This is a genomic window from Teichococcus aerophilus (assembly GCF_014490485.1).
Lineage (GTDB): Bacteria > Pseudomonadota > Alphaproteobacteria > Acetobacterales > Acetobacteraceae > Pseudoroseomonas > Pseudoroseomonas aerophila.
This window is the reverse complement of the sequence record NZ_JACTVA010000042.1, coordinates 20,505-42,059: the sequence shown is the minus strand read 5'-3', so window position 1 is coordinate 42,059 and position 21,555 is coordinate 20,505. Positions and strand designations below refer to the sequence as shown.

Here is a 21,555-nt window from a genome sequence, read left to right as displayed (position 1 = left end):
AAAAATGCCTTCGTTAGAGCGCCAGAGGCCGTTATGGACCTGCGGCAAGTTGAGCGGCTTGCTTGAGCATGATGCAGGCGACGAGATGGAGATGGGCAAGCGTGGTGGCGTAGCGCTCGTAGTCCTTCACTAACTGCCAAAAGCAGGTGGCCCAGGCAAAGGACCGCTCGACCACCCAGCGTCGCGGCAGAAGCATGAAGTCGCGCTTGCTTCCGGCAACTTCACGACCTCCAGTTCGGTGCTGTACGCCCTGGCAGCCTCGGCAGCCTGCCGTATCCGGTCCAATGAAATATTGTGCAGCGCAGCATGTGTGGATTTGGATACCGGGCTAGGGGGATGTGGTGTCGCTTGTGGCTCCGCTGTCGCACTGGTTTAGGCTGCTCGCATGACCCGCCGTACTCTCTCCACGACCTTGCTAGGCGAGTTGGTCCTGCCAGTGGATACCGACCCCACGCCGACCCTGGACGCGCTCTCCGGCCGGGCGGCGGTCTATGCCACCCGGGAGGGGGGGAGGGCACCCGCCGCGTCTACCGCAGCGCCTGGGGTGCCTATGCCGCCTGGTGCACCGGCCTCGGCCGTGACCCGCTCGGCGCCGATCCCGACACCATCGCCATGTACGCCGTGCGCCTGGCCGATGATGGCCGCTCGGTCGCCACCCTGCGCGTGCATCTGGCAGCCATCCAGGCAGCGCACCGCCTGGCCGGCTTGGCGCTCGATCTTGGCGACGCCCGCCTGCGCATGGTCCTGGAGGGCATCACCCGCAGCACCGACACCCGGCCGCGCCGGCAGGCCGCCGCCACCCCGGATCTGCTGCGCAAGATGCTGGCGACGCGGCCGGCAGCCGACACGCCAATCGGTGCCCGTGACCGCGCGCTGCTGCTGATTGGCTTTGGCGCGGCGCTGCGCCGCGCCGAGTTGGTCGGCTTGGCGCTGGGCGACGTGGTGGCCGTGGCAGGGAAGGGGCTGCAGGTGAGCATTCGCCGCTCCAAGACCGACCCGCACGGTGCCGGTCAGCTGGTCGCCATCTGGGCCAACCCGGCCGAGCCCTCCTGCTGCCCGCTGGCGGCGTGGCAGGCCGGGATGAGCTTCCGCCGGGAGGCCGCGGATGTTTGCGGCGGCGCCTCGGATGCGGCGCTGCCGCTGTTCGTCAGGCTGAGCGAAGCAGGCAGTCCTAACGCCGCCCAGCTGTCCAACGAGGCGGTCTGGCGCCTGGTGCGCGTGGCGGCGCTGGAAGCCGGGCTAGAGGGCTGGGAACGCTTCTCCGGGCAATTCCCTGCGGGCTGGGCTGGCGACGGCCGCTGGCGAGGCGGGGGCGGACCTGGCGCAGGTGATGCGGCAGACCCGGCACCGCTCGGCCGAGGTGGCCATGGGCTACCTGCGGCCAGCGGAAATCTGGCGGCAGAACCCAACCCAGAAAATCTGGGCGAAGCCGGCGGCGTCTGCAGAGTAAGCCCCGCTTCGCCGAGAAGCGCCCCCAACCTACGCTCGCACAAAATCTTCCTTATCGCGAGAGAGGGAACTACGCCGACGCCGGCCACGCCGGCCACGCCGGCCACGCCGGCCACGCCGGCAGCGTCCGATCCGAGGCCGGGAAGGCCACCATGCCCGCCCCGTAGGCGCGCCGCAGGGCGGTGCAGAATGGCAAGCGGCTACTCGACCCTTCATCCGACAACGGGCGTTTCCAGACAGAATGACGTGCGTCCAGGCTCTGCGTTAGACCCACACCTGTATCCACTGGGACGGTCCGAGGAGAGAAGCTCGACGGCTTGCTCACGGTCGGGCATGCGGGAGGGCAATTCTCGGATCCCCTCCAGATGCGCAGGGCGGGTAGCGAGGCCCCGGAACGGGATCCGTCCGTGGCGGATGTATTCTATGCACTCCTCGAAGATGATGCGCATCACCGGAGGTTCATCCTCCTACACATCCGCAGCGCATACGGGGAGGGCGAAGAGAAGGGTGGCAGAAACCAGAGCCACGAATCTCGACAAGGCAATCCTTTTCCTCTGTGCAGGAACAACTATCTTGCATAGCGATCATGATGCCCCAAACCCTCGATATATGCGTCGTGGCTACCCGTCTGGATAGATGCGTTCTGAAAGAGCACTCTTCGATCATGCCACCAGACCTCATTCACAAACCATCGGCACGTCAGGCCAAGGGGGCTGCAAAAATCGCGTTCATCATGGCGATCTCGCGCTGCGTCGCCGCGTCCTCGCTGGGCTCGGGGCGGGAGGAGAGCTTGACCACGACGCGACGCTTCGTCCGGTCCACCCATAGCCACTGGGCATGGATGCCGATGGCGCAGAAGCTCGTGCCACTGCCATCCGGGTGGTACCAGCCGGAACGGTAGCGCCCACGTGGAAACATGTCCGCCGCGCTGCCCGCGGCCCAGGCGGGGAAGCTGGCCTGCTCGCGAAGGTCCTCGATCCACGCGGCAGGGACGACCTGCTGGCCATCCTCGCCCCGGCCATCCGCCAGAAGCAATTGGCCGATGCGTGCGAGGTCCCGTGCCGTCATGCAGAGGCCGCCCGAGGCGCGTGCCGTGCCGATGCCGTCCGTGGTGATATAGGCCGGCCCGCTGGCACCCATTGGGGCCCAAAGCTGCTCAGCCAGGTAAGTGTGGTAGCGCTGCCCAGTCACACGCTCCAGCACCAGGCCGAGCATATCGACATTGGGCGAGGCGTAGAAGAAGCGTTCGCCATGCGCGCCGCGCTGCTGCAAATCCGCCAGGACGTCGGGCAGCGTTTCAGCGGGTAGATTGGCGTCCGGCGGGTTCCACAGCATCGCCCTGCGGTAGCGGCCGAACAGCCCGGCGGTGTCCAGGTAGTCGTCCTCGAACGCGATGCCCACGGTCATGTCCAGCAGCTCCCGGATGTGCGCCCCGGCATAGGCGGCGCCTGGTGCCATGGGCAGGAAGTCGGCGATTTGCGCTTCCGGGTCCAGCAGGCCCTGCCCGACGGCGATTCCCGCCAGCAACCCGGTGATGGATTTGGATATTGAAAACACCGTGTGCGGGCGCGAGGGATCGACCCACGGTGCGTACCATTCGGTCAGCACTTCGCCATCCTGCAACACCAGCAAGGCATCGGCGGCGGAGAGGCCAAGATGGCCGCCCAGCGTCACCTGCCGCCCATCCGGGTAGGCGAAAGGCAGGTCCAGCAGCTCCAGCCCCGCCATGGCACGTGGCGGCGCCGGTTGGCCGGAGATGATGGCGGTGGGAATCAGGCGGTCGGCATTCTGGAAGCCCCAGCGGTTGAACGGCCACGTCCGCCAGTTGGACAGCGTCGTCTTGCCCTGCTCGCGGTCGGTCATGGTAGGCCTTTCGTGCTCGGGCTGGATCAGCCGCGGTAAAGGGCGATGATCTCGTCGGCCTCGCGCATGGTGTCGCACAGCCAGTCGGTCAGCAGCTTCACGTGGCGCTTGCGCTTCAGGTTCGGTGGCTTGACGAGATAGTAGGACATGCCTGTGGAAACCGGCAGGCGCCGTGGCGTGACCAGGCGGCCGGAGGCGATGGCACTGTGCGCGAGCACGACATCGGCCATCGCCAGGCCGTGCCCGGCCTCCGCTGCGCTCAGCGCCATGTCCAGCGCATCGAAATCGAGGCTGCGTTGCATGTCCAACCCGGCCAGGCTGGCGCGTTCGCACCAGATCGACCAATCCTGCCGGTTCGGCAGCGGGTGCAGCAGGGTGAGGTCGGCGAACTCCGCCGGGTTTTCCAGTGCTCGGCCGGTGATGTAGCCCGGCGCGCAGACGGGCAGCACCCATTCCTGGTATAGCTCCGACACCGCATCCGGCGCCCAGTTGCCGATGCCGTAGCGGATGCCGAGATCGGCATCCCCATCCCCGGCATTCATGTCGTTCAGCCGAGTCTGCACGTTGATGCGCACGAGCGGGTGCTGCGCCTGGAACTTGTTCAGGCGCGGATACAGCCAGCGCAGCGCGAAGGTGGGCAGCACGCGGATGGTCACTTCGTCCGCATCGCTGCGGAAGGGATCGAGTGCGTCGGCGATATGGTCGAAGGCCTCGCGCACCGCGCCGGCCAAGCGCTGCCCGGCCTCGGTGATCTCCAGCCCGTTATTCGTCCGCAGGAAGAGCGGCATGCCGAGCTGCTGCTCCAGGATACGGATCTGCCGGCTGACTGCGCTTTCGCTGACGCAGAGCGCATGGGCGGCCTTGCGGATGCTGAGATGCGCCGCGACGCTGTCAAAACAGCGCAGTGCGTTGAGGGAGGGGAGGCGGCGGTTCATGCCAGCCGCGACGGCGCGAGAGAGGCCGGTACCAGGCCCGCCGCCCGCAGCGCCTCCGGCCACGCATGGCCGAGCACCAGGGCCGCCGCCGCTTCCCCCAGCGCTGGCGAGGTCAGCACGCCACAGCCGCCCTGACCCGCGAGCCAGAAGAATCCGGGCGCATCCGTGGCCTTGCCCGCCACGGGGTCACGGTCGCGCACGAAGCTGCGCAGCCCGGCCCAGCGGTGGATGGGGCGCCCGATCTGCAGCCGCGTATCCGCCCCGATCCGGTCGATGGCCAGGGCGATGTCGAACTCCTCCGGCATGGCATCGCAGGGTAGGCAGGGGGTGGCATCGGCCAGGCTCCCCATCATCTGCCCCGCATCAGGCTGCACGTACCAGCGACCGCCGATATCGGCCACGTGTGGCCAGATGGTGTGGTCCAGGCCGGGCGTCGGCGCGAAGGTGAAGGCGGTGCGCCGATAGGGCTGGATGCCGATGGGCCGCACGCCGGCCAGGGCCGCCACCTCGTCCACCCAGGCCCCGGCCGCGTTGACGATACGGGGCGCACGGAACGCCGCGGCCTGCGTGCGGACCTCCCAGCCCTGGGCCTCATGGTGGAGTCCGAGGACCCGCTGGGCACCGAGGCAGCGCGCCCCGTGCGCCCGGGCGCCGCGCAGATAGCCCTGCAGCAGTGCATCCACCTCGATCTCCATCGCGTCCGGCTCCTCCACCGCGCCGGCGGCGGCGCTGGCGGCCAGCAGGAGCGGGAAGCGGGCGAGGGTGCCGGCCATGTCCAGCCGTTTCGCCTGGGCGCCGGCCTCGCGGATGCGCCGGGCCAGGGCATCGAGCCGGGCTTCGTCACCCGCGCGGCCGAAGGTCAGGCTGCCCCGGCGATGCAGCAAGGGGGACGCGGCGAAGCCGGCCGGCGGTTGCGCCAGGAAGGCGCGGCTGGCGGCGGCCAAGCGGCGCATGGCGGGGGCGGTGATGCCCACGGTGAACTGTGCCGCGCTTCGGCCGGAGCTGTGCTGTCCGAACTGCTCCTCCGCCTCCAGCAGCACGACCGAGGCGTGCGGGGCGAGGAAGAAGGCGGCCGAGGCACCGGCGATGCCGCCGCCCAGGATGATGACGTCAGCCGAGATGTCCACGTTGCGTTCCGCCGGCTGGCTGCCGGGATAATGGCCTGGGTTGAGCCACGGGGCGTGGCCGGGGTCCATGCGAATGAATGTAAAGCTGGCTCTAAAAAGCTGGGGCAGGCCAGGCAACGGTCCTGGCCCAGCTTTTTAGACCCCTGTTTGCCGTTATTGAAATCGACACACAGCGCGGCCGGTGGTCTTTACAGATGCGCTTTAGACCCATTCGCATCCATGCTCCACCCGCTATTCCCGCCGCCCCGCCCATGCTGAGCCTGCTGCCACACACGCCGGACGACGTGATGGCGCAGCTGACAGGCTGCGCCGAGCCGCTGCCCCGCCGAGCCGATGCGGTGGTCGTCGGTGGCGGCATCATCGGCCTGGCCGCCGCCTATTTCTTGGCCGAGCGCGGCCTGCGCGCGGTGGTGCTGGAGCAGGCGCGCCCGGCCGCCCTGCAATCGGGCCGCAACTGGGGCTTCGTCCGCAGTCAGTACCGCGACCCGCTGGAGATGCCGCTGGCCGCCGCCGCGCTGGCCCTGTGGCCGGGGCTAGAGGCGCGGCTGGGAATGCCGATGGGCTGGCGGCAGCAGGGCTGCTTGTTCGTAGCCGGCAGCGAGGCGGAGCAGGCCGCCCACCGGCGCTGGCTGGAGAAGGTCGCGGACCAGGCGCCGACGACGCGCCTGCTGAGCCCGGCGGAAGTGGCGGCATCCTGGCCCAGCCTGGGGCGCGCCAGTGCGGGCGCCCTGTTCTCGCCAGAAGATGGGCAGGCGGAGCCCGCCCTGGCCAGCCGCGCCTTCCTGCACGCGGCGCAACGTCTGGGCGCCCGCGTGATCGAGGATTGCAGCGCGCTGGCCATCGAGGCGAGCGGCGGGCGCGTCCGTGGCGTGCGGACGGAACACGGCAGCATCGCCAGCGACGTCGTGATCTGCGCCGCGGGCGCGGCATCACGCGGCTTGCTGGCGGGGCTGGGCCTCTGGCTGCCGCAGCAGGTAGTGCGCAGCACCGTCTCCCTCACCGCGCCACTGGCGGGGGTGATCGACCCGTGCTTCTGCGGCTTCGGCATCGGGCTGCGGCAGCGTGCCGATGGCTCCTGCATCGTGGCGGCGGATGGTGCCGCGGATATCGACCTGGACTGGGGTCTGCTGCGCGACGCGAGGCACTATTTGCCTAGCTTCGTGCGACACCGCCACGCTTTCACCCTCGGCCTGGCCCGGCCCGGTGCCCCCCGCACCGGGCCGAACCAGATGCGCGTGGTGGAGACGATGCGGCGCTTCGGCGCCCTGTTCGGCCTGCAGGCCCCTGTGAGCGTCGTCAAATCCTGGGCCGGGCAGATCGACCTGCTGCCGGATGCCCTGCCGGTGATCGATGCGCCGGAGCGGACACTCGGGCTGATCGTGGCCACGGGCTTCTCCGGCCATGGCTTCGGCCTGGCCCCTGCGGTGGGCCAAGTCATCGCGCAATTGGCCACTGGCAAGGCAGCCGCGCAGGACCTGGCGCCGTTCCGGCTGGATCGCTTCGAGACGGGGCGGGCGGGCCGCCCCTTCGGCCCGCTATGACGCCCCAACCCGGTTTTCGCGTTATTTGCGAGTAATTATCACTTTCATGAGCGACCGCATGCGCCGGGCTGTGCAGCCCGGCGTGGCGGATGGCGCCGACAGGAGACGTCCCTTGATTCCACTTGCCCACCCGACCACGCGCCGCCGGACCCCACGGGGCGGCAGCGCACGGATGGCCCTGCTGCTCGGCACCGCCGCCTCCGTCCTGGCGCTGGGGGTGGCACACACCGCCCGGGCCCAGATGGCTGCCAATACGGCGCCGGTGCAGTTGCCGGAGGTGAACGTGCAGGCCAGCGCGCTGGCCAGTGGCCTGCTGCCGCCGCGCGCGGGCGGGCAGGTGGCGACCGGCGGCGGGCTCGGCCTGCTCGGCAACCCGGATGCCATGGACACGCCGTTCAACACGCTGAACGTAACCTCGCAGCGCATCGAGGACAGCCAGGCGCGCACGGTGCAGGATGCCCTCTCCTTCGACCCCTCCATACGCGGCACCGGTCAACAGGGCGGCATCTTCGACGCGTTCTATATCCGCGGCTTCCCGATCGGTGAGGGCAATGCAGGCGAGATCGCCTTTGACGGCCGCTACGGTATTGCGCCGAACTATCGGGTGTTCAGCGAGTACGTCGAGCGGATCGAGGTCCTGAAGGGGCCGGGCGCGCTGCTCTACGGCATGGCGCCGAACGGCGCGGTGGGCGGCGTCATCAACATCGTGCCCAAGCGGGCGGATGAGGACCTGACGCGGCTGACGACGGATTACAGCAGTGACTCGCAGCTCGGCGCGCATCTCGACTTCGCGCGCCGCTACGGTGAGAACCGCGAATTCGGCCTGCGCTTCAACGGCAGCTACCGCGATGGCGACACGGCGGTGGACGAGCAGTCCCGCCGCGCCGGCGTGACGGCGCTGGCGCTGGATTACCAGGGCGAGCGGCTGCGCGTCTGGATGGATGCGCTGTGGCAGCGCGAGCGGTTCGACGCGCCGTCCCGCCCCCTGTTGCTGGCGGCGGGTGTGCCGATCCCGCGCGCGCCGGGCGGCCAGCGCAACATCACCCAGTCCTGGGAATGGTCGCGCATGGAGGATACCTCTGGCCTGCTGCGTGCCGAGTACGACCTGACCGACAGCATCACCGCCTTCGCGGCCATTGGCGGGTCGGAATCGGAAGTGGACCGGCTGTTCGGCACGCCGACCATCACCAGCTTTGGCGGCGACACGCTGCATACGCCGCAGCATTTCCGGTTCGAGGCCCACCGCTACACCTACGATGCCGGCCTGCGGGCGCGGTTCGAAACCGGCCCGGTCCGCCACACCGTCTCGCTGCAAGCATCGCGCTATCATGAGGCGCTGGACCGCGCGACGGTGAACGGCACGCCCGTCGCCTCCAACATCTACACCCGCGTCAACCGGCCGGCGCAGGACGTGGCGGCGCCCGGCCGCGTGCCGCGCGTGTCCGAGACGGAACTGACGGGCCTGGCCATCGCGGACACACTCTCGGTCCTGGATGACCGGGTGATGCTGACGCTGGGCCTGCGCAACCAGCAGGTCGAGACCGACAACTTCAATGCCGCCAACGGCCAGGTCTCCAGCCGCTACGACAAGAGCGCGGTGACGCCGATGGTGGGGCTGGTGGTGCGGCCCTGGCAGAACGTCGCGCTCTACGCCAACTATATCCAGGGCCTGAGCCGGGGTGACATGGCACCGGCCACCGCCAGCAATGCCGGCGAGGTCTTTGCGCCCTACGAGACCGAGCAATACGAGATCGGCGTGAAGCTCGAACTCGGGCAGCTCTCCACCACCGTCAGTGCCTTCCAGATCAGCAAGCCGAGCGCCGAGCTGGCCGGCAGCCGTTACGTCGTCAGCGGCGAGCAGCGGGTGAGGGGGCTGGAGTGGAACGTCTTCGGGGAGATCACGCCCGGGCTGCGCGCCCTGGGCGGCGCGACCGTCATGGACCCGGAACTGACCAGCTCCGCCAACCGCGCCGTGGTGGGCAACCGGCCGGTCGGCGTGCCGACGGTGCAGGCCAATGCGGCGTTGGAGTGGGACCTGCCCTGGGTGAGCGGGCTGACCGCCGGCGGCGCGCTGACCTATACCGGCAGCCAGTGGCTGGACACCACGAATGACCGCCAGTTCCCCGCCTGGACCCGCGCCGACCTGAACATGCGCTACCGCACCGAGATCGCTGGAAGGGCCACGACGTTCCGCGCCAATGTCTACAACGTCGCAGACAGCAAGTACTGGTCCAGCGTCTCCAGCTACGGCACCTTCTCGCAGGGTGCGCCGCGCACCTACCTGCTGTCCATGACCGTGGATTTCTGAGCGATGGCATGGCGCCAGGAATGGACGAGACGCTCGGCACTCACCGCCCTGGCCGGGCTTGCCTCCGGCCTGGCCCCGGACCTGGCAGCAGGAGCGGAGGGCATCCGGCTGCGGGACCTTGCGGGGCGGGATGTCGAGCTGCCGCGGCCGGTCCGGCGCGTGGTGCTGGGGGAAGGGCGGCTGCTCTACCTCCTCGCCGCGCTGGAGAGGGAGGATCCGGTGGCGCGCGTCGTCGGCTGGCGGCGAGACCTGGAGCAGACCGACCCCGCCACCTATGCCCGCTACTTGGCGCGCTTCCCGCAGATTGGGCGGTTGCCTGTCGTCGGCTCCAACGAAGCCGGCGCGCTGGATGTGGAGCGCATCGTGGCGCTGGAGCCGGACCTGCTGCTACTCAGCACCGACGTGGCGGCGGGCGGCTCACTGTCCTCGCAGGCGCAGGCGTTGATGAAGGCGGGCATCGCCGTGCTGTTCGTCGACTTCCGCTACCAGCCGATGCAGAACACCGTGCCGACCATGCGGCTGCTCGGCCGTGCCCTGGGGCGGGAGGACCGCGCGGAAGCCTTCATCGCCTTCTGGTCCGCGCAGATCCGGCGCGTGACGGACGTGATCTCGGCCCGCCAACCGGCCCGGCCGCGCGTCTTCATCGAGCGGATCGGTGGCTATTCGGAGGAATGCTGCTTTTCCTTCGGCCGGGAGAATTTCGGCCTGTTCGCCGAGATGGCGGGGGCCGACAACATCGCCGCTAACCTGATCCCCGGCACGTTCGGCCAGGTGAATCCGGAGCAGGTGATCGTCGCCGATCCGCAGCACGTGGTGGTGACCAGCGCCGACTGGCACCGCTTCTCCCCGCAGGGGGATTGGATTCCTGTCGGCCCTGGGGGCGATGCGGCGGAATCGCTCCGGAAGCTGCGGCTCTACCCGGGTAAGCCTGCTTACCGGGGCAGCAGCGCGGCCCGAAACCGTCGCTTCCACGCGATCTGGCACCAATTCTATAACAGCCCCTACCAGTTCGTCGCGATCCAGCAGATGGCAAAGTGGTTCCATCCCTCGCTGTTCGAGACTCTACAACCAGATGCTACCTTTGTAGAGTTACATGACCGCTTCCTGCCCCTTAAGTACGAAGCCGGGTATTTTGCTAGCTTGACGAGCTTGGTGGAGTAGATAGATTTTATCGGATAGAAAAAATTCGAGCGGCTGGCATAGATAAGCCGATAGAGGCTTGATCTTTGGTATGGAAAAGCGTCGTCGCAGTCGACTGCCGCTGGCCACGCAAAAGCGGCTGCTGGAGCACTTCGTGGCCGGTACGCCAGCCCGCAGCGCTGCCGAGCTCGTCGGCGTCAATCTCAACACCGCCACCCTGTTCTACCGAAAGCTGCGTGAGACCATCCAGGGCCAGATCGCCCAGGAAGCACCCCTGGATGGTGAGGTGGAAGTCGATGAGAGCTATTTCGGCGGCAAGCGCAAAGGCAAGCGCGGGCGCGGTGCTGCCGGCAAAGTGGTCGTCTTTGGCCTGTTGAAACGCCACGGACGGGTGCATGCCGTGATGATCCCAAACGCCCGCAGCCAGACCCTGCTGCCCTTCATCCGCCGGAAGATCCGACCAGATTCAGTGGTCTATTCGGACGCGCTCGGCAGCTACAACGTCCTGGACGTGTCCGAATGCCATCATCAGCGGATCGACCACAGCAAGCGGTTCGGCCAGGGCCGCAACCACATCAACGGCATTGAGAATTTCTGGAACCAGGCCAAGCGGCACCTACGCCGATACAACGGCATCCCGCGCCAGCACTTCCACTGTTTCTGGCCGAATGCGAATGGCGCTTTAACCACGGCTCACCCAAGAGCCTGCTTCAGGCCCTGACCAAATGGGCTAGGCTCACCACCCAGCGTCTCCCATAACCCCGCTTATCTATGCCAGCCTCTAGAGTTCGAATCCCGCGTGATCCGCCAACTCCCGGAACCGCTCGAACTGGTCGGCGGGGTGCATCGCCTCGCGGGTGACGTTCTCGTCAAGCGAGATTTCTGCCGCGTCGTTCTCGGTATCCAGAACGCAGCGGATCGGTTCGGACTTCTTGATCTGCTTGCGCTTCACGCGCAGCAACTGCGCCAGCCTGCGGCCTTCTCCGATGGTTACGAAATAGCTGCCGGTCGGTTCTCCCTCCGCATTCGTCTCCGGCTCTACCACCAGATTTTGCAGCATCCCCTTGGCTGCGATGCTGGCCGACAGCGCTTCGATATGGGCTTCGCTGTGCGGGGTCTTGCGCGCGTTGCGGGGCGACTTCTTCAACTTGTTCAGCGGCACGAACAGCGCCGCGCCGTTTGCGGCGGCGGGGGCTTCGGAAACCGTGGCGGTCGTTTCGATGGTGTCGGTCATGGTCTTGATCCTCATTGGCTTGGGTTGGAGCGCAGCGCTGCGCTGCAACCCTGGCCGTCGCCGAGACCGGGGGGTGCAAGGAGCAAGGGCGGGCGGGACGGAGGGGGATCACCCGGCCTGCACAAGCGGATAGAAGCTATGAGCCAAGAGTGTGAAACACGCATCCGCGCGGAAGGCCGGGGAGACCGTCCCGACCGAGCGTCAGCGATCCCTTGCGCCGCGCCCGGGGGAGACCCCCAAGCAACCGGCTCGGCGTGAGCAGCAGCGGTAGCCGGGCATCAAAACTCGATCGGGAGTGCAAAGCCGCCTGACCTTGCAGCTGTGAATCCCGATCACAGTATTCCCTTTAAGACGATCCCAGCATAGAATTCAAAACAGGGGCATTGGGGAATGATATGGCGTCGCAGGATTACGAAACCGAGAAAGTTGCGTTTCGCGATTTCTACGATGGCTCGTGGGATACGATGGAAGCGGCGCGGAACGCTTTCATTACGCTGATGCGCTCTCTTCTCGCCACGGATGTGGCAATTGCCGGAGCCAAGGTCGAAGGCCGGATCAAGGACCGTGAAGAATGTTTGAGCAAATTTCGTCTGAAGTATCAGACAGCACTCGAACGCGACAAAACGCCTTACGCCATTCGCGACCATATTTCCGATCTGATCGGACTGCGTATCGTCTGCTTCTACGAGGATGATATCGAGCGCGTGAAGGCGCTCATTTCGGAAGAGTTCGACGTGCTCGGCGTCACCGACAAGACCGCACAGATGGAGGAAACGGCAGATGCCTTTGGGTACAAGGGCCTCCATCTTGATCTGCGCCTGAGCGAGGGGCGACGGACGCTGAAAGAATATGCCGCTTATGCTGAGTATCCGTTCGAGCTGCAAATCCGAACCGTAGTTCAGGATTCCTGGAGCATTCTCGACCACAAGATCAAATACAAGAAATCGATCCCGAATAGTCTGAAGCGGCGTATCAACACGCTTGCCGCCCTGTTCGAACTTGCCGATCGTGAGTTTCGAGCCATTCGAGACGGAACGGCTGAAGAGATTGAGCGGACGGAGGCCTATGCCGAGATCGAGGAAGAAACAGCCGTTGTCCCGGCCGAGCCGGAAGCTGTTGTCGATTCAGCTCCACGTAAATATGCCCCGCTCAATGCCTTCAGCCTGCTACGGATCGCGAAGCACTTTTTTCCTGGGCAGGAGTTCGAGCCGCATAAGGTCGACGGTTTTACGCAGCAGGTCATCGACCTCAAACCAGACATCAGCCGCGGCAAGTTCAATTACTACCTGCGAGAGACGATCGGAGAAGTGCGGCGCTACAAGGCCGACTTTGAAGCACGCCCCGATGGCACGCCGTTCAATCCTTTTACGGTCATGCGGCACTGCCTCTATGCAGCCGATCCCGCTCTCTTCTCATCGCTTTTGACAGACAGGGCGAGGGAAAGCTTCGATGCCTGGCGTGCGGATAACAAGCCCGCTACGCAAGCCGGTTGACACGGTCGAAAGCCGTCTATCCAGATCGGATTTCTAACATGTGCGTGCGAAGAGTTTACGAAACAAAATCTCTGATCGCTTAACACCGTCCTCCGTCAGCACGACGGATTTCGCCTTGCCGACGGGATTGCCGATGTAACCCTTCTCGTGAAGGCGGTTCATGGCGTCCCAATCGAAGCCTTTCCATGCACGGCCGTCATGATCCAGCGACAGGAACAGCAGTGCGAGAACCGCATCGTCGATCTTGTCCTTGTCGGCCTCGATGCGGTCTCCGGCGGATCTTTGATCAGCCAATCCACGGGACGGGATCAGGGCGGTGTCGATCAACCGAAAGATCTCCGCCTGATATCGCGCATCCTCAAGCGGATCATGGGTGCCCGCGAGTGTGGGCTTTAGATGCTCGGCGATTTTGCTCGACCGCGTATCACGCCATGACGAGCCGGTGGCGCCCATATAGAGCGCCTTTATATCCAAAGCGGTGAAGCCGAACGGGTTTTGACCTGCAAAGCGATGGAAATAGTAGTTCACGAACGACCAGTCGAACGGCGCGTTGAATCCGACGAAGACGAGCGTGTCATCCGGACCCGCCAATATCGCCAGCCAATCCGAGAACACCTTCATCGCGGCTTCGGGATCGAGCCCCCGCTGGCGCAGCTCGTCCATCGAAAGCCCGGTCACTTCCAACGCCTTCGGGTCGAACCTATCGTTGATGGGTTTAACCTCGACGGTGAAGCCGTTGTCGGGATCGAAAGCGGAGCAGGCCCCGATCGACAGCAAGCTGTATTCACCCGGGATTGGCCCCGCCGTCTCGACATCGACCGAAACGAATATCTCGCGAGGGCTGGTCATGAGATCAGGGGCTCCGTCGGAACGAGGGTCGGACGATTACGGATCGCGTTCCAGTGTTCTTTGAACGCGCGCCGGCGTTCGTCGGCACTGCCGCTCGCCTTCCAATGGTGACCAGCGAATGTGGTGATATCGAACGGCAGGGAGGCCCCCTCCCGCGCCGTGACCATGGTGGGCAGGCCGCGACCCAGAGCGTAGCCCAGTTCGAGAAAGCAGTTCGGCCGAGCGCCGGTGATATCGGCCAGCACGACGCTACTGCGATGGAGCTTGGCAAAGATTTCCTGATCGATCCGCGCATGATCATAGGACTGCCGTCCGTCGATAACGATCAAACGATAGCCAAGTTCATCTTCGAGCACCGGCTTTGCCACAACGTCGAAGAAATCCTGCACGCTCGCGTAATCTTCATGGTCGGGGTTCAGCAGGCGTACGGCGAAAGCCTTCGGGCGGTCGAGAGATTCGAGCAGGTCGATCACGGCGGAAACGCGATCGGGAATGCTCTGCCGTTTCGGAAACCCGATGCGGTTGATCCAGTCATGCGCATCGCCGTCATCGGCAATCTGGAACAGGCGGCGCGTCTGGGCACTGGCGAGGCCAAAGGCGTAAAGCCGGCGCGCGCCCTTCGTTTCGGCGCCAATCGGAAGGTTCAGAGGTACGATCGGCTTGCCGGCATCGTGATAGAGGTTCGCGAGATACAGAACCCCTTCATCGCCACCAAGTGCAATCAGCACATCGCCGAAACGCGCCTGGGCCTCCATGTGCTTGCTGTTCATGTTCCAATAGGCGGCGCTCTCGATCTTGATCAGTTGGGATGCCCGAAGCTCGTCCCAAAGGTCGAGACACTCCTCGGGAATCTGCTCCTCGGTCTTGTGGTGTTGCACGGCGACGATGAACGGCCCCGGCACGTTCTGGGGGCGGTGGATGAGATTGTCTTTCACCGTCTTCCAGACCAGCCAGTCGAAACACACAGGCAGCCCATCGACGTTCCGCTTGGGCTCAGCGTCGACGGGAATGACGAAGTTGGCACCACGCTTGACCAGTTCCTTGACCAGCAGGGCGACCAGTTCGCGCGCTGCCTCGACATCGGCCGTCGGAGCGAGCGTCAGATCGTTGACGACGCTGCCGGAAATGTGGATGCGGCGTCCGAACATGGGAGATCGAGCCATTATTTGTCCTCCATGACCGGAGACGCATGAAGGGTGGACGCGACCGCCGTCAGGTCCGCGAAGCTTAAGGGCCGGTCGGGATAGGCCTTGGCGAGGGCCGCAGGATAGAGCCGTGTCCGAATATCCGAATATGTCCAGGCCGGATGGCGATCCCGCGCGCCCGTCAGCCGCGTCAACTCGGCGAGTTGAGGCTGAGCGAGCCCGAGACCGGCAAGGTCCATCTGGAAAAGCTGCTGGCGCTCGGCATCGCTGGGGCGGGCAAACGTCTCGATAATGGCCGCACGCCGGCGCAGGGCGGGATCGAGTACCGACAGGCGGTTGGTGCAGAGGATCACCACGATCCGCCCGCCATATTGCCTGAGATCGTCAATACCCTGGATCAGGGTGTTCACCGCCACCTTGTCCTCATGATGGCTGTGATCCTGCGCGCGGGACGCCGCCAGGCTGTCGCCTTCATCGATGATCAGGATCGCGCGCCGGGTTTTGCCGGCCGACTGCGTGACCTTTCGGAAGGCTTCGGCGATCAAGGTGCCCATTTCGCCGACCATGCCGTTGCCGCGCACCCGGTTCGACAGCTTGAACAGCATCGAATCCGAACTGCGCGCCTCGGCCACAAGGCGGTTTGCGATGCATTCCGCCATGGCCGTCTTGCCGGTACCGACATCACCGTGGAAGATCACCAGCGGATATTGCTCGGCGACCAGATCGCATAGCGAAAGCTTCCCGCCGTGGTGTTTCCTGTTCCATTCGCCGAGTGCGCCGACATTCAGCAAGAGACGAAGCTGGTCGTGAACGCGGACATAGCGCTGATCGAAGCCAAGCAGGCTCTTCTCGCGCTTGGCCAGGGTATCGCTCGGAAGCGCAATTTCGCTGTCAAAAATACCTGGCTGGCTCATGCGGCCCAATCCTTCCTCTGCATCCCGTAGGTGCTGCTGACATAGTTCCGGCCACCGGACGAACTGAGGCTGGAGTGGCTGGTGTCGGCATGGGAGGTGGTCCAGCCGATCTTGAGCTTGCTCCGCGTCGCCTCGCGGGCCGCGCTCGTGTAGGCATCGGTGTAACTGATCACGATCCGCAGTTCGGCGGCGGTGACACGCGGCCACAGCACACCGCCGGGACGGCTGGTGCTCAGCGTTCCCGCGTCGGTATCGACATTGAAGCGAACGGCCTTCAGCTCGACGCCGTTTTGCAGCAGCGTTACATCCACCCAGGCGAGATAGCCCGCCTTGGCGAGCACCTCGACATCATGGGCGTAATCCGCGGCCTTCTGAGGCGTCCATCCGCCGGTGCTGTCGGCGATCATGGCCAGATCTGCCTTCACGCGCCGGACGACGTTTTCGATATCGGTTGTCGTATAGGTGGCCGAAGCCGTTCTCGTTTGGCTCATGTCAGCCCTCCACCTTGAAGCCCGGCCCGAAGACCTCTTTCCAAACTGCATCGTCGTCCTCGACCGATGCGAAATTCACCGTCTCCCAAGCCTCCTGAGCCGCCGCAACGATCTCCTTCCGCTCAGCCTCGGAAATCCGGCTTGTGACGTTGTTGAAGCTGTAAACCGGATCGTAGATCACCACCGGATCGGAGAAGGTCCCCAGCGGCAGCGTGTTTTCGGGAAAGCTGATCTGATCCTTGAGGCCGGATTGGGCGATGTAGAGCAAAAAATTGCGGAAGCGCTGCTCGATGCTGCCATCTTTGCCTTGTGACGCGAGTACATGCGCCATGATCAGTTCGATGGCGAAAGATTTGAGCGGTTTGATCTCTGCATAGTTGCGCCATTTCTTGGCCATACGTACCAGCGTGCGGAAATCGCCGTCCTGGTTCTTGCGGTCGCGCACGAACTGGATTTGGCACGGCGCGCAGGTCTGGATTTTTGAACCGTCGTGGACATCGAACTGCCAGCCATAGCCGGCACGGCTCTCGTCTTCGATCACCGGCACGATATCGACGCTCAATCCTGTGCCGACGAAGGTTACGGTCGCCGCCTTGCGCTGGATCTCGAAATCCTCGACCGACTTGTTCGGGTAGATCTTGATCAGCAGGTCGTAGATCGTGGTGCTTAGGCTATCGAGGGTTTCCTTGCTCGCGTCACGGCCGGAAATGTAAAACACGACATCGACATCGACGGGATCATACGTCGTCTTGCGCAGGATCGTGAACTTGGCAAAGGAGCCGGCCTTCACGACCTTGGTGATCTTGATCTCGGTCTTGTCCCTGACGCTCTTGCGTAGTTCCTCGATCAGCCGATCGACCTGTGCGTGATATTCCTTGCGCTTGTCCGCCGGAAGGCGGAGCACATTGCCGTCATAGTAGCGAAGCTCGGTGTTCGTGAGAGCCATGATCGTTCCTGTGGGCCTGACACTGATCGAAGCGATCGGGACAGGCCGGCCCCGCATCGACGCAAAACGGTTTACAAAAGTGTCGGATATCCGACCATGAAACTCAGATGGGGGACCATTAACCGCGTTTCAAGAGGTTTTGGTTTACAAAAGTGTCCCCATATTCTAGATATGGAAACCGCATCACGCAAGGAGGCCGCCATGATCGGAAACAAGCTCAAGGTCGCTCGATCGGCGTCGGGCCTCTCGCTGCGCGCGCTCGCGGATGCGATGGACGGCCTTGTGTCCGCCCAAGCGATCGGAAAATATGAGCGCAACGAGGATATGCCGAGTTCGCGAGTTCTGATCGCGCTGGCAAAGGCGCTCAACGTCTCGGAGGAATATCTTCTGAGCGAGGACGAGCTTTCGCTCGAAGGCGTGGATTTCCGCAAAAAGGTCGGAACGTCGTCCAGAGAAGAAGCGGCGCTTGAGGCTCGTGCCATCCATATGCTGGAGCGCTACCTCGCAGTAGAAGACATGCTTCATATGCGAAGCGTTGAATGGGAGCAGCCGCGCAGCGCGCCTCACCCGGTTGCGGAGATACGCGATGCGGAAGACGCCGCCCGCTCGGTTCGCGAGGATTGGGGCCTTGGCAATGATCCGATTCCACAGCTTGCCGAGCTTCTGGAAGAGCGCGGTATCAAGGTGCTTTCGCTTGATCTCGACAATGTCGATGGCCTTGCCGCCAAGGTGCGCCGCAAGGAGCGGGACGCTGCGCGCGTGATCGTGGTCAAGCGGAGCACGTGGTCTGAACGCAAAAGGTTCAATCTGGCGCACGAGCTTGGTCACATGGTTATCGCTCCGTCAGAGGGTGTCGATGAAGAGAAGGCGGCACACCGGTTCGCTGGGGCCTTTCTGATGCCCGCCGACGTTCTGCGTGCGGAAATCGGTGCCCATCGGTCGTCGATCAGCATCGGGGAACTGGTCGCCCTGAAGAAACGCTTTGGCGTCAGCATCCAGGCGCTCGCTTACCGCTGCAAGGATCTCGGCATAATCAGTCAGCCCGCCTGTGCGCGGCTGTTCAAGATATTCGCCGAGCGGGGATGGCGCGCGGCTCCGTATGAGGAGCCAGAGAGCATGGCCCCCGAAGCAGAAGAGCCACGGCGCTTCGAGCGGCTTTGCTACCGCGCCCTCGCCGAAGGCGTTATTGGAGAAGCGCGGGCCGCCGAACTTCTCGGCATTTCTGTGCGGGAACTCGACAAGCGGCTCGATCAGGTGGCGGCTTGACCCTTGCCGATCCTCGTCTCCGATACGTCAGTCCTGATTGACCTCGAGAGGGCCAACCTGCTTGAGGAGTTGTTTCTTCTCCCGTTCGAGTTCGCCGTGCCAGACCTTCTCTATGATAGGGAGCTTGCCGGTGAACTTGGCGACAGGCTGGTGCAACTCGGCTTGCGAATAGAGGAACTGACACCCGTCGAGCTGCGACGAGCGACCGCCGTCAATCGGCAGCATAGTCGATTGTCAGTTCCGGATACGTTCGCGTTTGCAATAGCTGAGTCTAGGAGTTCGGGGCTACTGACGGGCGACGGCACGCTCCGCGAACTCGCTGTTGCTGAACAGATCGATATGCATGGCGTCCTCTGGCTTTTCGACCAGTTTGCGGACGGTAATCATGTTGGCTTTGCTCGTCTGCACGGCGGTCTTGCTACCCTGTTCGCTCACCCCAGATGTCGGCTACCCGCAAATGAAGTACGGCGCCGACTCTCACGATTCGCTCAAGGCTGAATGTTGTGTCTGCGGATCCGCCAACATGGAATCTGAACTCTATAGCCCCAAAGGGCGGCCTATCCGTTGGGCTTACGACTCGATCAGCGTGTGAAGGCCGCCATTTCCAGAGCATTTGAAACGATTACTCCAGCTTCAGAAGGCTAGATATACCAATCACAATGTCCAACCAATCCAATCTCGAAGCTTTGAACAAGAGGTGCGAACGCAGCATCAACAAGATGACTGATGCAGAAGCGCTAGAGTATATCGGGCAGCTGATCGACGAGTCGCACGATGCATCGTTTGAACGTGGCGCAAAGCGGGCGTTGTACCTTCTCGGCGAGCTGGAGAAGCGCCCGCTCACCGAGAAGGATGCGGTGCTGGCGGAGTATTTTCGGGCCAATGCCTGGGCGGCGCGATCACACATCGCCAATGTCCGTCAGTCCTGGGTATGGGAGTGCGAAGAGCTTCAGGAAGAGATGTTGGCACTCTCGCGCGCCACCTACCATCCGGGCTTCGCGATTCTGGAAAAAGGGCGGCGCTGCCAGATTCTGACCAACCGCGCCAACCTGCTGAGCATGGTCGGTCGGTCGATCGATGCCATCGCCGGCTGGGACGAAGCGCTACGGATCGGCCCGCAATTCGCGATGGCGCTCGGCAATCGTGGAGCCGGTCTGAAGCACTATGCCGGCATGGTCGTCGATAATCACGAGCGCGCCATCCTCGCGCTGCATGCCTATGACAGTCTGTGCGCGGCGATGGCACCAGACGCGGTGAACGAGTCCGTCGATCCGCAGCCTGTAATCGCGCAGTTCAAGGCGGTGGCAGATCAACTCGAAGGCGCGCTCAATGTTGAAGCCGCGCGGGCGATGCAGCGGCTCGACGAGGGCGAGGCAGGCCGATCGAAAACCGAGCGCGCCTATCGGCAATGGTGCCTCGACAAGCGGCTGTTTCTTTGTCCGCTGAACGACCTCGGGCCACATCTCATCGCGGCGACCGATGATCTGATGCTGCCCGGCATCACCGAAGCGTTCGACGAACGGCCCGGAGACTATTCACCGCCGCCGATCATCGGCTTCTTCAGCCAGATGAAGCAGGAATATGCCTCAGCGCGCTACATGTTGTTCGAAGGAATGAGCAGCACGCGCGTCCATTTTTCCGATCGCGATGTCGCGCTTACCGACACGCTCGACTATCCGCTCTACTCGCTCGCGAGCGAGCGAGTCCGTACCGCGTTTCGCATCGCCTATTCGTTGCTCGACAAGATCGCCTTTCTGGTCGACCGCTATTGGAAGCTGGGCAAGGTTCCGGAGCGGATCAGCTTCAAGAATGTCTGGATGGTCGAGAACAAGGCACGGTTGCTGCCGCAATTCGAGAACTCGAAGAACTGGCCGCTGCGCGGACTCTACTGGTTGTCGAAGGAGTTGTTCGACGATCAGCTCAAACAGACCACGGCGGCGGACGCCCGCGAACTACATGCGATCCGCAATGCCCTCGAACACACCTATCTTCGTGTAAGCGAGGGTTGGGCCAAGCCGTTCATGATCGGCACGCCCAGTGCGAACGGCTTCGGCATCGCGATCGGAAGTGACGAACTGGAGGCGAAGGCCATTCGGGTCATGCAGATCGCCCGATCGGCCCTGCTTTATGTGTCATTTGCGATCGGCCACGAGGAGCGGGAGAAACGGCGCGCCAATCCGGATCATCTGGTCGGCTCGCTTCCGCTCCACAACCTGCAGGACAAGCGCAAGCGTCGGGACCCGAACTAGAGCGATTGCTCGGTTCGATCTCGTGATAATCGCGCGACCGTAGGCCAACGGGGGAAATCATGACTTGGACTAGTGCGCCAAATGACTTGCCGGTCACGGCCAAGCTGCCGTACAAATCGACCCTCAACAACGTCATCGGTCGTGTACCGGTTTCGAGCTCGATCTCGTTCGACTGGCTCAGTTCATGGTGGTGACCGTCAAGGCCAGCCATCTGGGTTACGTCGCTCCCGATGCCGTGTCGCATGCTGGCAGCGAAGGAATCCGATACGACAGGGGTTCGGTTCACTTCCGCGACATAGAGCGCGGGCGGGCAGGCCCCGGAAATTAATACCCGGCCTTGGAGCTATGAGGAACCCGACTGGCACGTTATCGCCCTGATCGAACTGGTGGTAGGCCACGTCAAACGCCCGAAACGGCCGCCGTTCGCCACCCAAATGCCGCCGAAACCCGCCGATAACCGCACGACAACAAATATCTTCATAATCCTCAAAGGGTTATGAAGATTTCATAGTTCTCATCTTCATCGGGCGCTGCCCGCCAGCCCCGCCGATTCTACGCCATGGCGCGATATTCTGCGCAATGGCTACGCAAGCGCCGCCGAATGC

Annotated in this window: 18 protein-coding genes and 2 pseudogenes; 7 read left to right on the top strand and 13 right to left on the bottom strand. The window is 64.0% G+C overall.

What is annotated here, in order from left to right:
* Positions 1-31: 31 nt before the first annotated feature.
* The 5 genes and pseudogenes from IBL26_RS19185 to IBL26_RS19165 all read right to left on the bottom strand — a co-directional run.
* Positions 32-264: pseudogene (locus IBL26_RS19185) on the bottom strand (transposase); the annotation flags it as partial.
* Between the two features lie 225 nt (positions 265-489).
* Positions 490-1,002 carry a hypothetical protein gene (locus IBL26_RS19180; RefSeq protein WP_187786122.1) on the bottom strand — a complete coding sequence of 171 codons (513 nt, stop codon included), beginning with the start codon at positions 1,000-1,002 and terminating at the stop codon, positions 490-492.
* A gap of 1,146 nt (positions 1,003-2,148) precedes the next feature.
* Positions 2,149-3,312: a serine hydrolase domain-containing protein gene (locus IBL26_RS19175; RefSeq protein ID WP_187786121.1), complete on the bottom strand. Its 1,164-nt coding sequence runs from the start codon at positions 3,310-3,312 to the stop codon at positions 2,149-2,151.
* A gap of 26 nt (positions 3,313-3,338) precedes the next feature.
* Positions 3,339-4,247, bottom strand: a complete 909-nt coding sequence (locus IBL26_RS19170) for a LysR substrate-binding domain-containing protein (RefSeq protein ID WP_187786120.1) — start codon at positions 4,245-4,247, stop codon at positions 3,339-3,341.
* A complete protein-coding gene (locus tag IBL26_RS19165; protein WP_367615467.1) occupies positions 4,244-5,374 on the bottom strand; it encodes an NAD(P)/FAD-dependent oxidoreductase in 1,131 nt (376 codons plus the stop codon). The genes IBL26_RS19170 and IBL26_RS19165 overlap by 4 nt, the downstream gene beginning before the upstream one ends.
* A 251-nt stretch (positions 5,375-5,625) precedes the next feature.
* On the opposite strand from IBL26_RS19165, the gene IBL26_RS19160 reads away from it, so the two are divergent.
* The 4 genes and pseudogenes from IBL26_RS19160 to IBL26_RS19145 all read left to right on the top strand — a co-directional run bounded on the left by IBL26_RS19160 (position 5,626) and on the right by IBL26_RS19145 (position 11,122).
* The gene (locus IBL26_RS19160; RefSeq protein ID WP_187786118.1) at positions 5,626-6,915 is read left to right on the top strand and encodes an NAD(P)/FAD-dependent oxidoreductase; all 1,290 of its coding nucleotides are present in this window, start codon (positions 5,626-5,628) and stop codon (positions 6,913-6,915) included.
* Positions 6,916-7,027: 112 nt separating this feature from the next.
* Positions 7,028-9,223, top strand: a complete 2,196-nt coding sequence (locus tag IBL26_RS19155) for a TonB-dependent receptor (protein ID WP_206684268.1) — start codon at positions 7,028-7,030, stop codon at positions 9,221-9,223.
* A gap of 3 nt (positions 9,224-9,226) precedes the next feature.
* Positions 9,227-10,384 (top strand): ABC transporter substrate-binding protein, encoded by a 1,158-nt coding sequence (locus IBL26_RS19150; protein WP_187786117.1) that lies wholly within the window; start codon positions 9,227-9,229, stop codon positions 10,382-10,384.
* 70 nt (positions 10,385-10,454) lie between these two features.
* Positions 10,455-11,122 (top strand): annotated as a pseudogene (locus tag IBL26_RS19145) (IS1595 family transposase).
* A 22-nt stretch (positions 11,123-11,144) separates the two neighbouring features.
* On the opposite strand, the gene IBL26_RS19140 reads toward IBL26_RS19145, so the two are convergent.
* Positions 11,145-11,597 carry a ParB/Srx family N-terminal domain-containing protein gene (locus IBL26_RS19140; RefSeq protein WP_206684267.1) on the bottom strand — a complete coding sequence of 151 codons (453 nt, stop codon included), beginning with the start codon at positions 11,595-11,597 and terminating at the stop codon, positions 11,145-11,147.
* 395 nt (positions 11,598-11,992) lie between these two features.
* Between IBL26_RS19140 and IBL26_RS19135 the strand changes: the two genes are divergently transcribed.
* Positions 11,993-13,090 (top strand): GTP pyrophosphokinase, encoded by a 1,098-nt coding sequence (locus IBL26_RS19135; RefSeq protein ID WP_187786116.1) that lies wholly within the window; start codon positions 11,993-11,995, stop codon positions 13,088-13,090.
* 33 nt (positions 13,091-13,123) lie between these two features.
* On the opposite strand, the gene IBL26_RS19130 is transcribed toward IBL26_RS19135, so the two are convergent.
* The 5 genes from IBL26_RS19130 to IBL26_RS19110 are packed head-to-tail and all read right to left on the bottom strand — an operon-like array spanning position 13,124 to position 17,435.
* A complete protein-coding gene (locus IBL26_RS19130) occupies positions 13,124-13,939 on the bottom strand; it encodes a DUF6429 family protein (protein WP_187786115.1) in 816 nt (271 codons plus the stop codon).
* Complete coding sequence (locus IBL26_RS19125) at positions 13,936-15,087, bottom strand: hypothetical protein (RefSeq protein WP_206684266.1); 1,152 nt, start codon at positions 15,085-15,087, stop codon at positions 13,936-13,938. The genes IBL26_RS19130 and IBL26_RS19125 overlap by 4 nt, the downstream gene beginning before the upstream one ends.
* 14 nt (positions 15,088-15,101) lie before the next feature.
* Entirely contained in the window at positions 15,102-15,998 is an 897-nt protein-coding gene (locus IBL26_RS19120; RefSeq protein WP_187786113.1) for an AAA family ATPase, read from the bottom strand.
* Positions 15,995-16,489 carry an HORMA-1 domain-containing protein gene (locus IBL26_RS19115; protein ID WP_187786112.1) on the bottom strand — a complete coding sequence of 165 codons (495 nt, stop codon included), beginning with the start codon at positions 16,487-16,489 and terminating at the stop codon, positions 15,995-15,997. The genes IBL26_RS19120 and IBL26_RS19115 overlap by 4 nt, the downstream gene beginning before the upstream one ends.
* 1 nt (position 16,490) lies before the next feature.
* Positions 16,491-17,435 carry a CBASS oligonucleotide cyclase gene (locus IBL26_RS19110; protein ID WP_187786111.1) on the bottom strand — a complete coding sequence of 315 codons (945 nt, stop codon included), beginning with the start codon at positions 17,433-17,435 and terminating at the stop codon, positions 16,491-16,493.
* A 201-nt stretch (positions 17,436-17,636) separates the two neighbouring features.
* On the opposite strand from IBL26_RS19110, the gene IBL26_RS19105 reads away from it, so the two are divergent.
* Positions 17,637-18,701, top strand: coding sequence for a helix-turn-helix domain-containing protein (locus IBL26_RS19105; RefSeq protein ID WP_187786110.1), 1,065 nt, complete (start codon positions 17,637-17,639; stop codon positions 18,699-18,701).
* 27 nt (positions 18,702-18,728) lie between these two features.
* Here IBL26_RS19105 and IBL26_RS19100 read toward each other — a convergent pair whose 3' ends face one another.
* Both IBL26_RS19100 and IBL26_RS25990 read right to left on the bottom strand, forming a co-directional pair.
* A complete protein-coding gene (locus IBL26_RS19100) occupies positions 18,729-18,926 on the bottom strand; it encodes a hypothetical protein (protein WP_187786109.1) in 198 nt (65 codons plus the stop codon).
* A gap of 60 nt (positions 18,927-18,986) precedes the next feature.
* Positions 18,987-19,109 (bottom strand): hypothetical protein, encoded by a 123-nt coding sequence (locus tag IBL26_RS25990; protein ID WP_277817339.1) that lies wholly within the window; start codon positions 19,107-19,109, stop codon positions 18,987-18,989.
* Between the two features lie 311 nt (positions 19,110-19,420).
* Here IBL26_RS25990 and IBL26_RS19095 point away from each other — a divergent pair, with 311 nt between their 5' ends.
* A complete protein-coding gene (locus tag IBL26_RS19095; protein WP_187786108.1) occupies positions 19,421-20,950 on the top strand; it encodes an LA2681 family HEPN domain-containing protein in 1,530 nt (509 codons plus the stop codon).
* Positions 20,951-21,555: the final 605 nt, after the last annotated feature.

What these genes read in the sequence shown, in the direction of transcription:
- IBL26_RS19175 (WP_187786121.1), bottom strand. Translation starts at nt 3,312, where the DNA reads ATGACCGACCGCGAGCAGGGCAAGACGACGCTGTCCAACTGGCGGACG.
- IBL26_RS19170 (WP_187786120.1), bottom strand. Translation starts at nt 4,247, where the DNA reads ATGAACCGCCGCCTCCCCTCCCTCAACGCACTGCGCTGTTTTGACAGC.
- IBL26_RS19160 (WP_187786118.1), top strand. Translation starts at nt 5,626, where the DNA reads ATGCTGAGCCTGCTGCCACACACGCCGGACGACGTGATGGCGCAGCTG.
- IBL26_RS19150 (WP_187786117.1), top strand. Translation starts at nt 9,227, where the DNA reads ATGGCATGGCGCCAGGAATGGACGAGACGCTCGGCACTCACCGCCCTG.
- IBL26_RS19140 (WP_206684267.1), bottom strand. Translation starts at nt 11,597, where the DNA reads ATGACCGACACCATCGAAACGACCGCCACGGTTTCCGAAGCCCCCGCC.
- IBL26_RS19135 (WP_187786116.1), top strand. Translation starts at nt 11,993, where the DNA reads ATGGCGTCGCAGGATTACGAAACCGAGAAAGTTGCGTTTCGCGATTTC.
- IBL26_RS19130 (WP_187786115.1), bottom strand. Translation starts at nt 13,939, where the DNA reads ATGACCAGCCCTCGCGAGATATTCGTTTCGGTCGATGTCGAGACGGCG.
- IBL26_RS19125 (WP_206684266.1), bottom strand. Translation starts at nt 15,087, where the DNA reads ATGTTCGGACGCCGCATCCACATTTCCGGCAGCGTCGTCAACGATCTG.
- IBL26_RS19120 (WP_187786113.1), bottom strand. Translation starts at nt 15,998, where the DNA reads ATGAGCCAGCCAGGTATTTTTGACAGCGAAATTGCGCTTCCGAGCGAT.
- IBL26_RS19115 (WP_187786112.1), bottom strand. Translation starts at nt 16,489, where the DNA reads ATGAGCCAAACGAGAACGGCTTCGGCCACCTATACGACAACCGATATC.
- IBL26_RS19110 (WP_187786111.1), bottom strand. Translation starts at nt 17,435, where the DNA reads ATGGCTCTCACGAACACCGAGCTTCGCTACTATGACGGCAATGTGCTC.
- IBL26_RS19105 (WP_187786110.1), top strand. Translation starts at nt 17,637, where the DNA reads ATGATCGGAAACAAGCTCAAGGTCGCTCGATCGGCGTCGGGCCTCTCG.
- IBL26_RS19100 (WP_187786109.1), bottom strand. Translation starts at nt 18,926, where the DNA reads ATGCTGCCGATTGACGGCGGTCGCTCGTCGCAGCTCGACGGGTGTCAG.
- IBL26_RS19095 (WP_187786108.1), top strand. Translation starts at nt 19,421, where the DNA reads ATGACTGATGCAGAAGCGCTAGAGTATATCGGGCAGCTGATCGACGAG.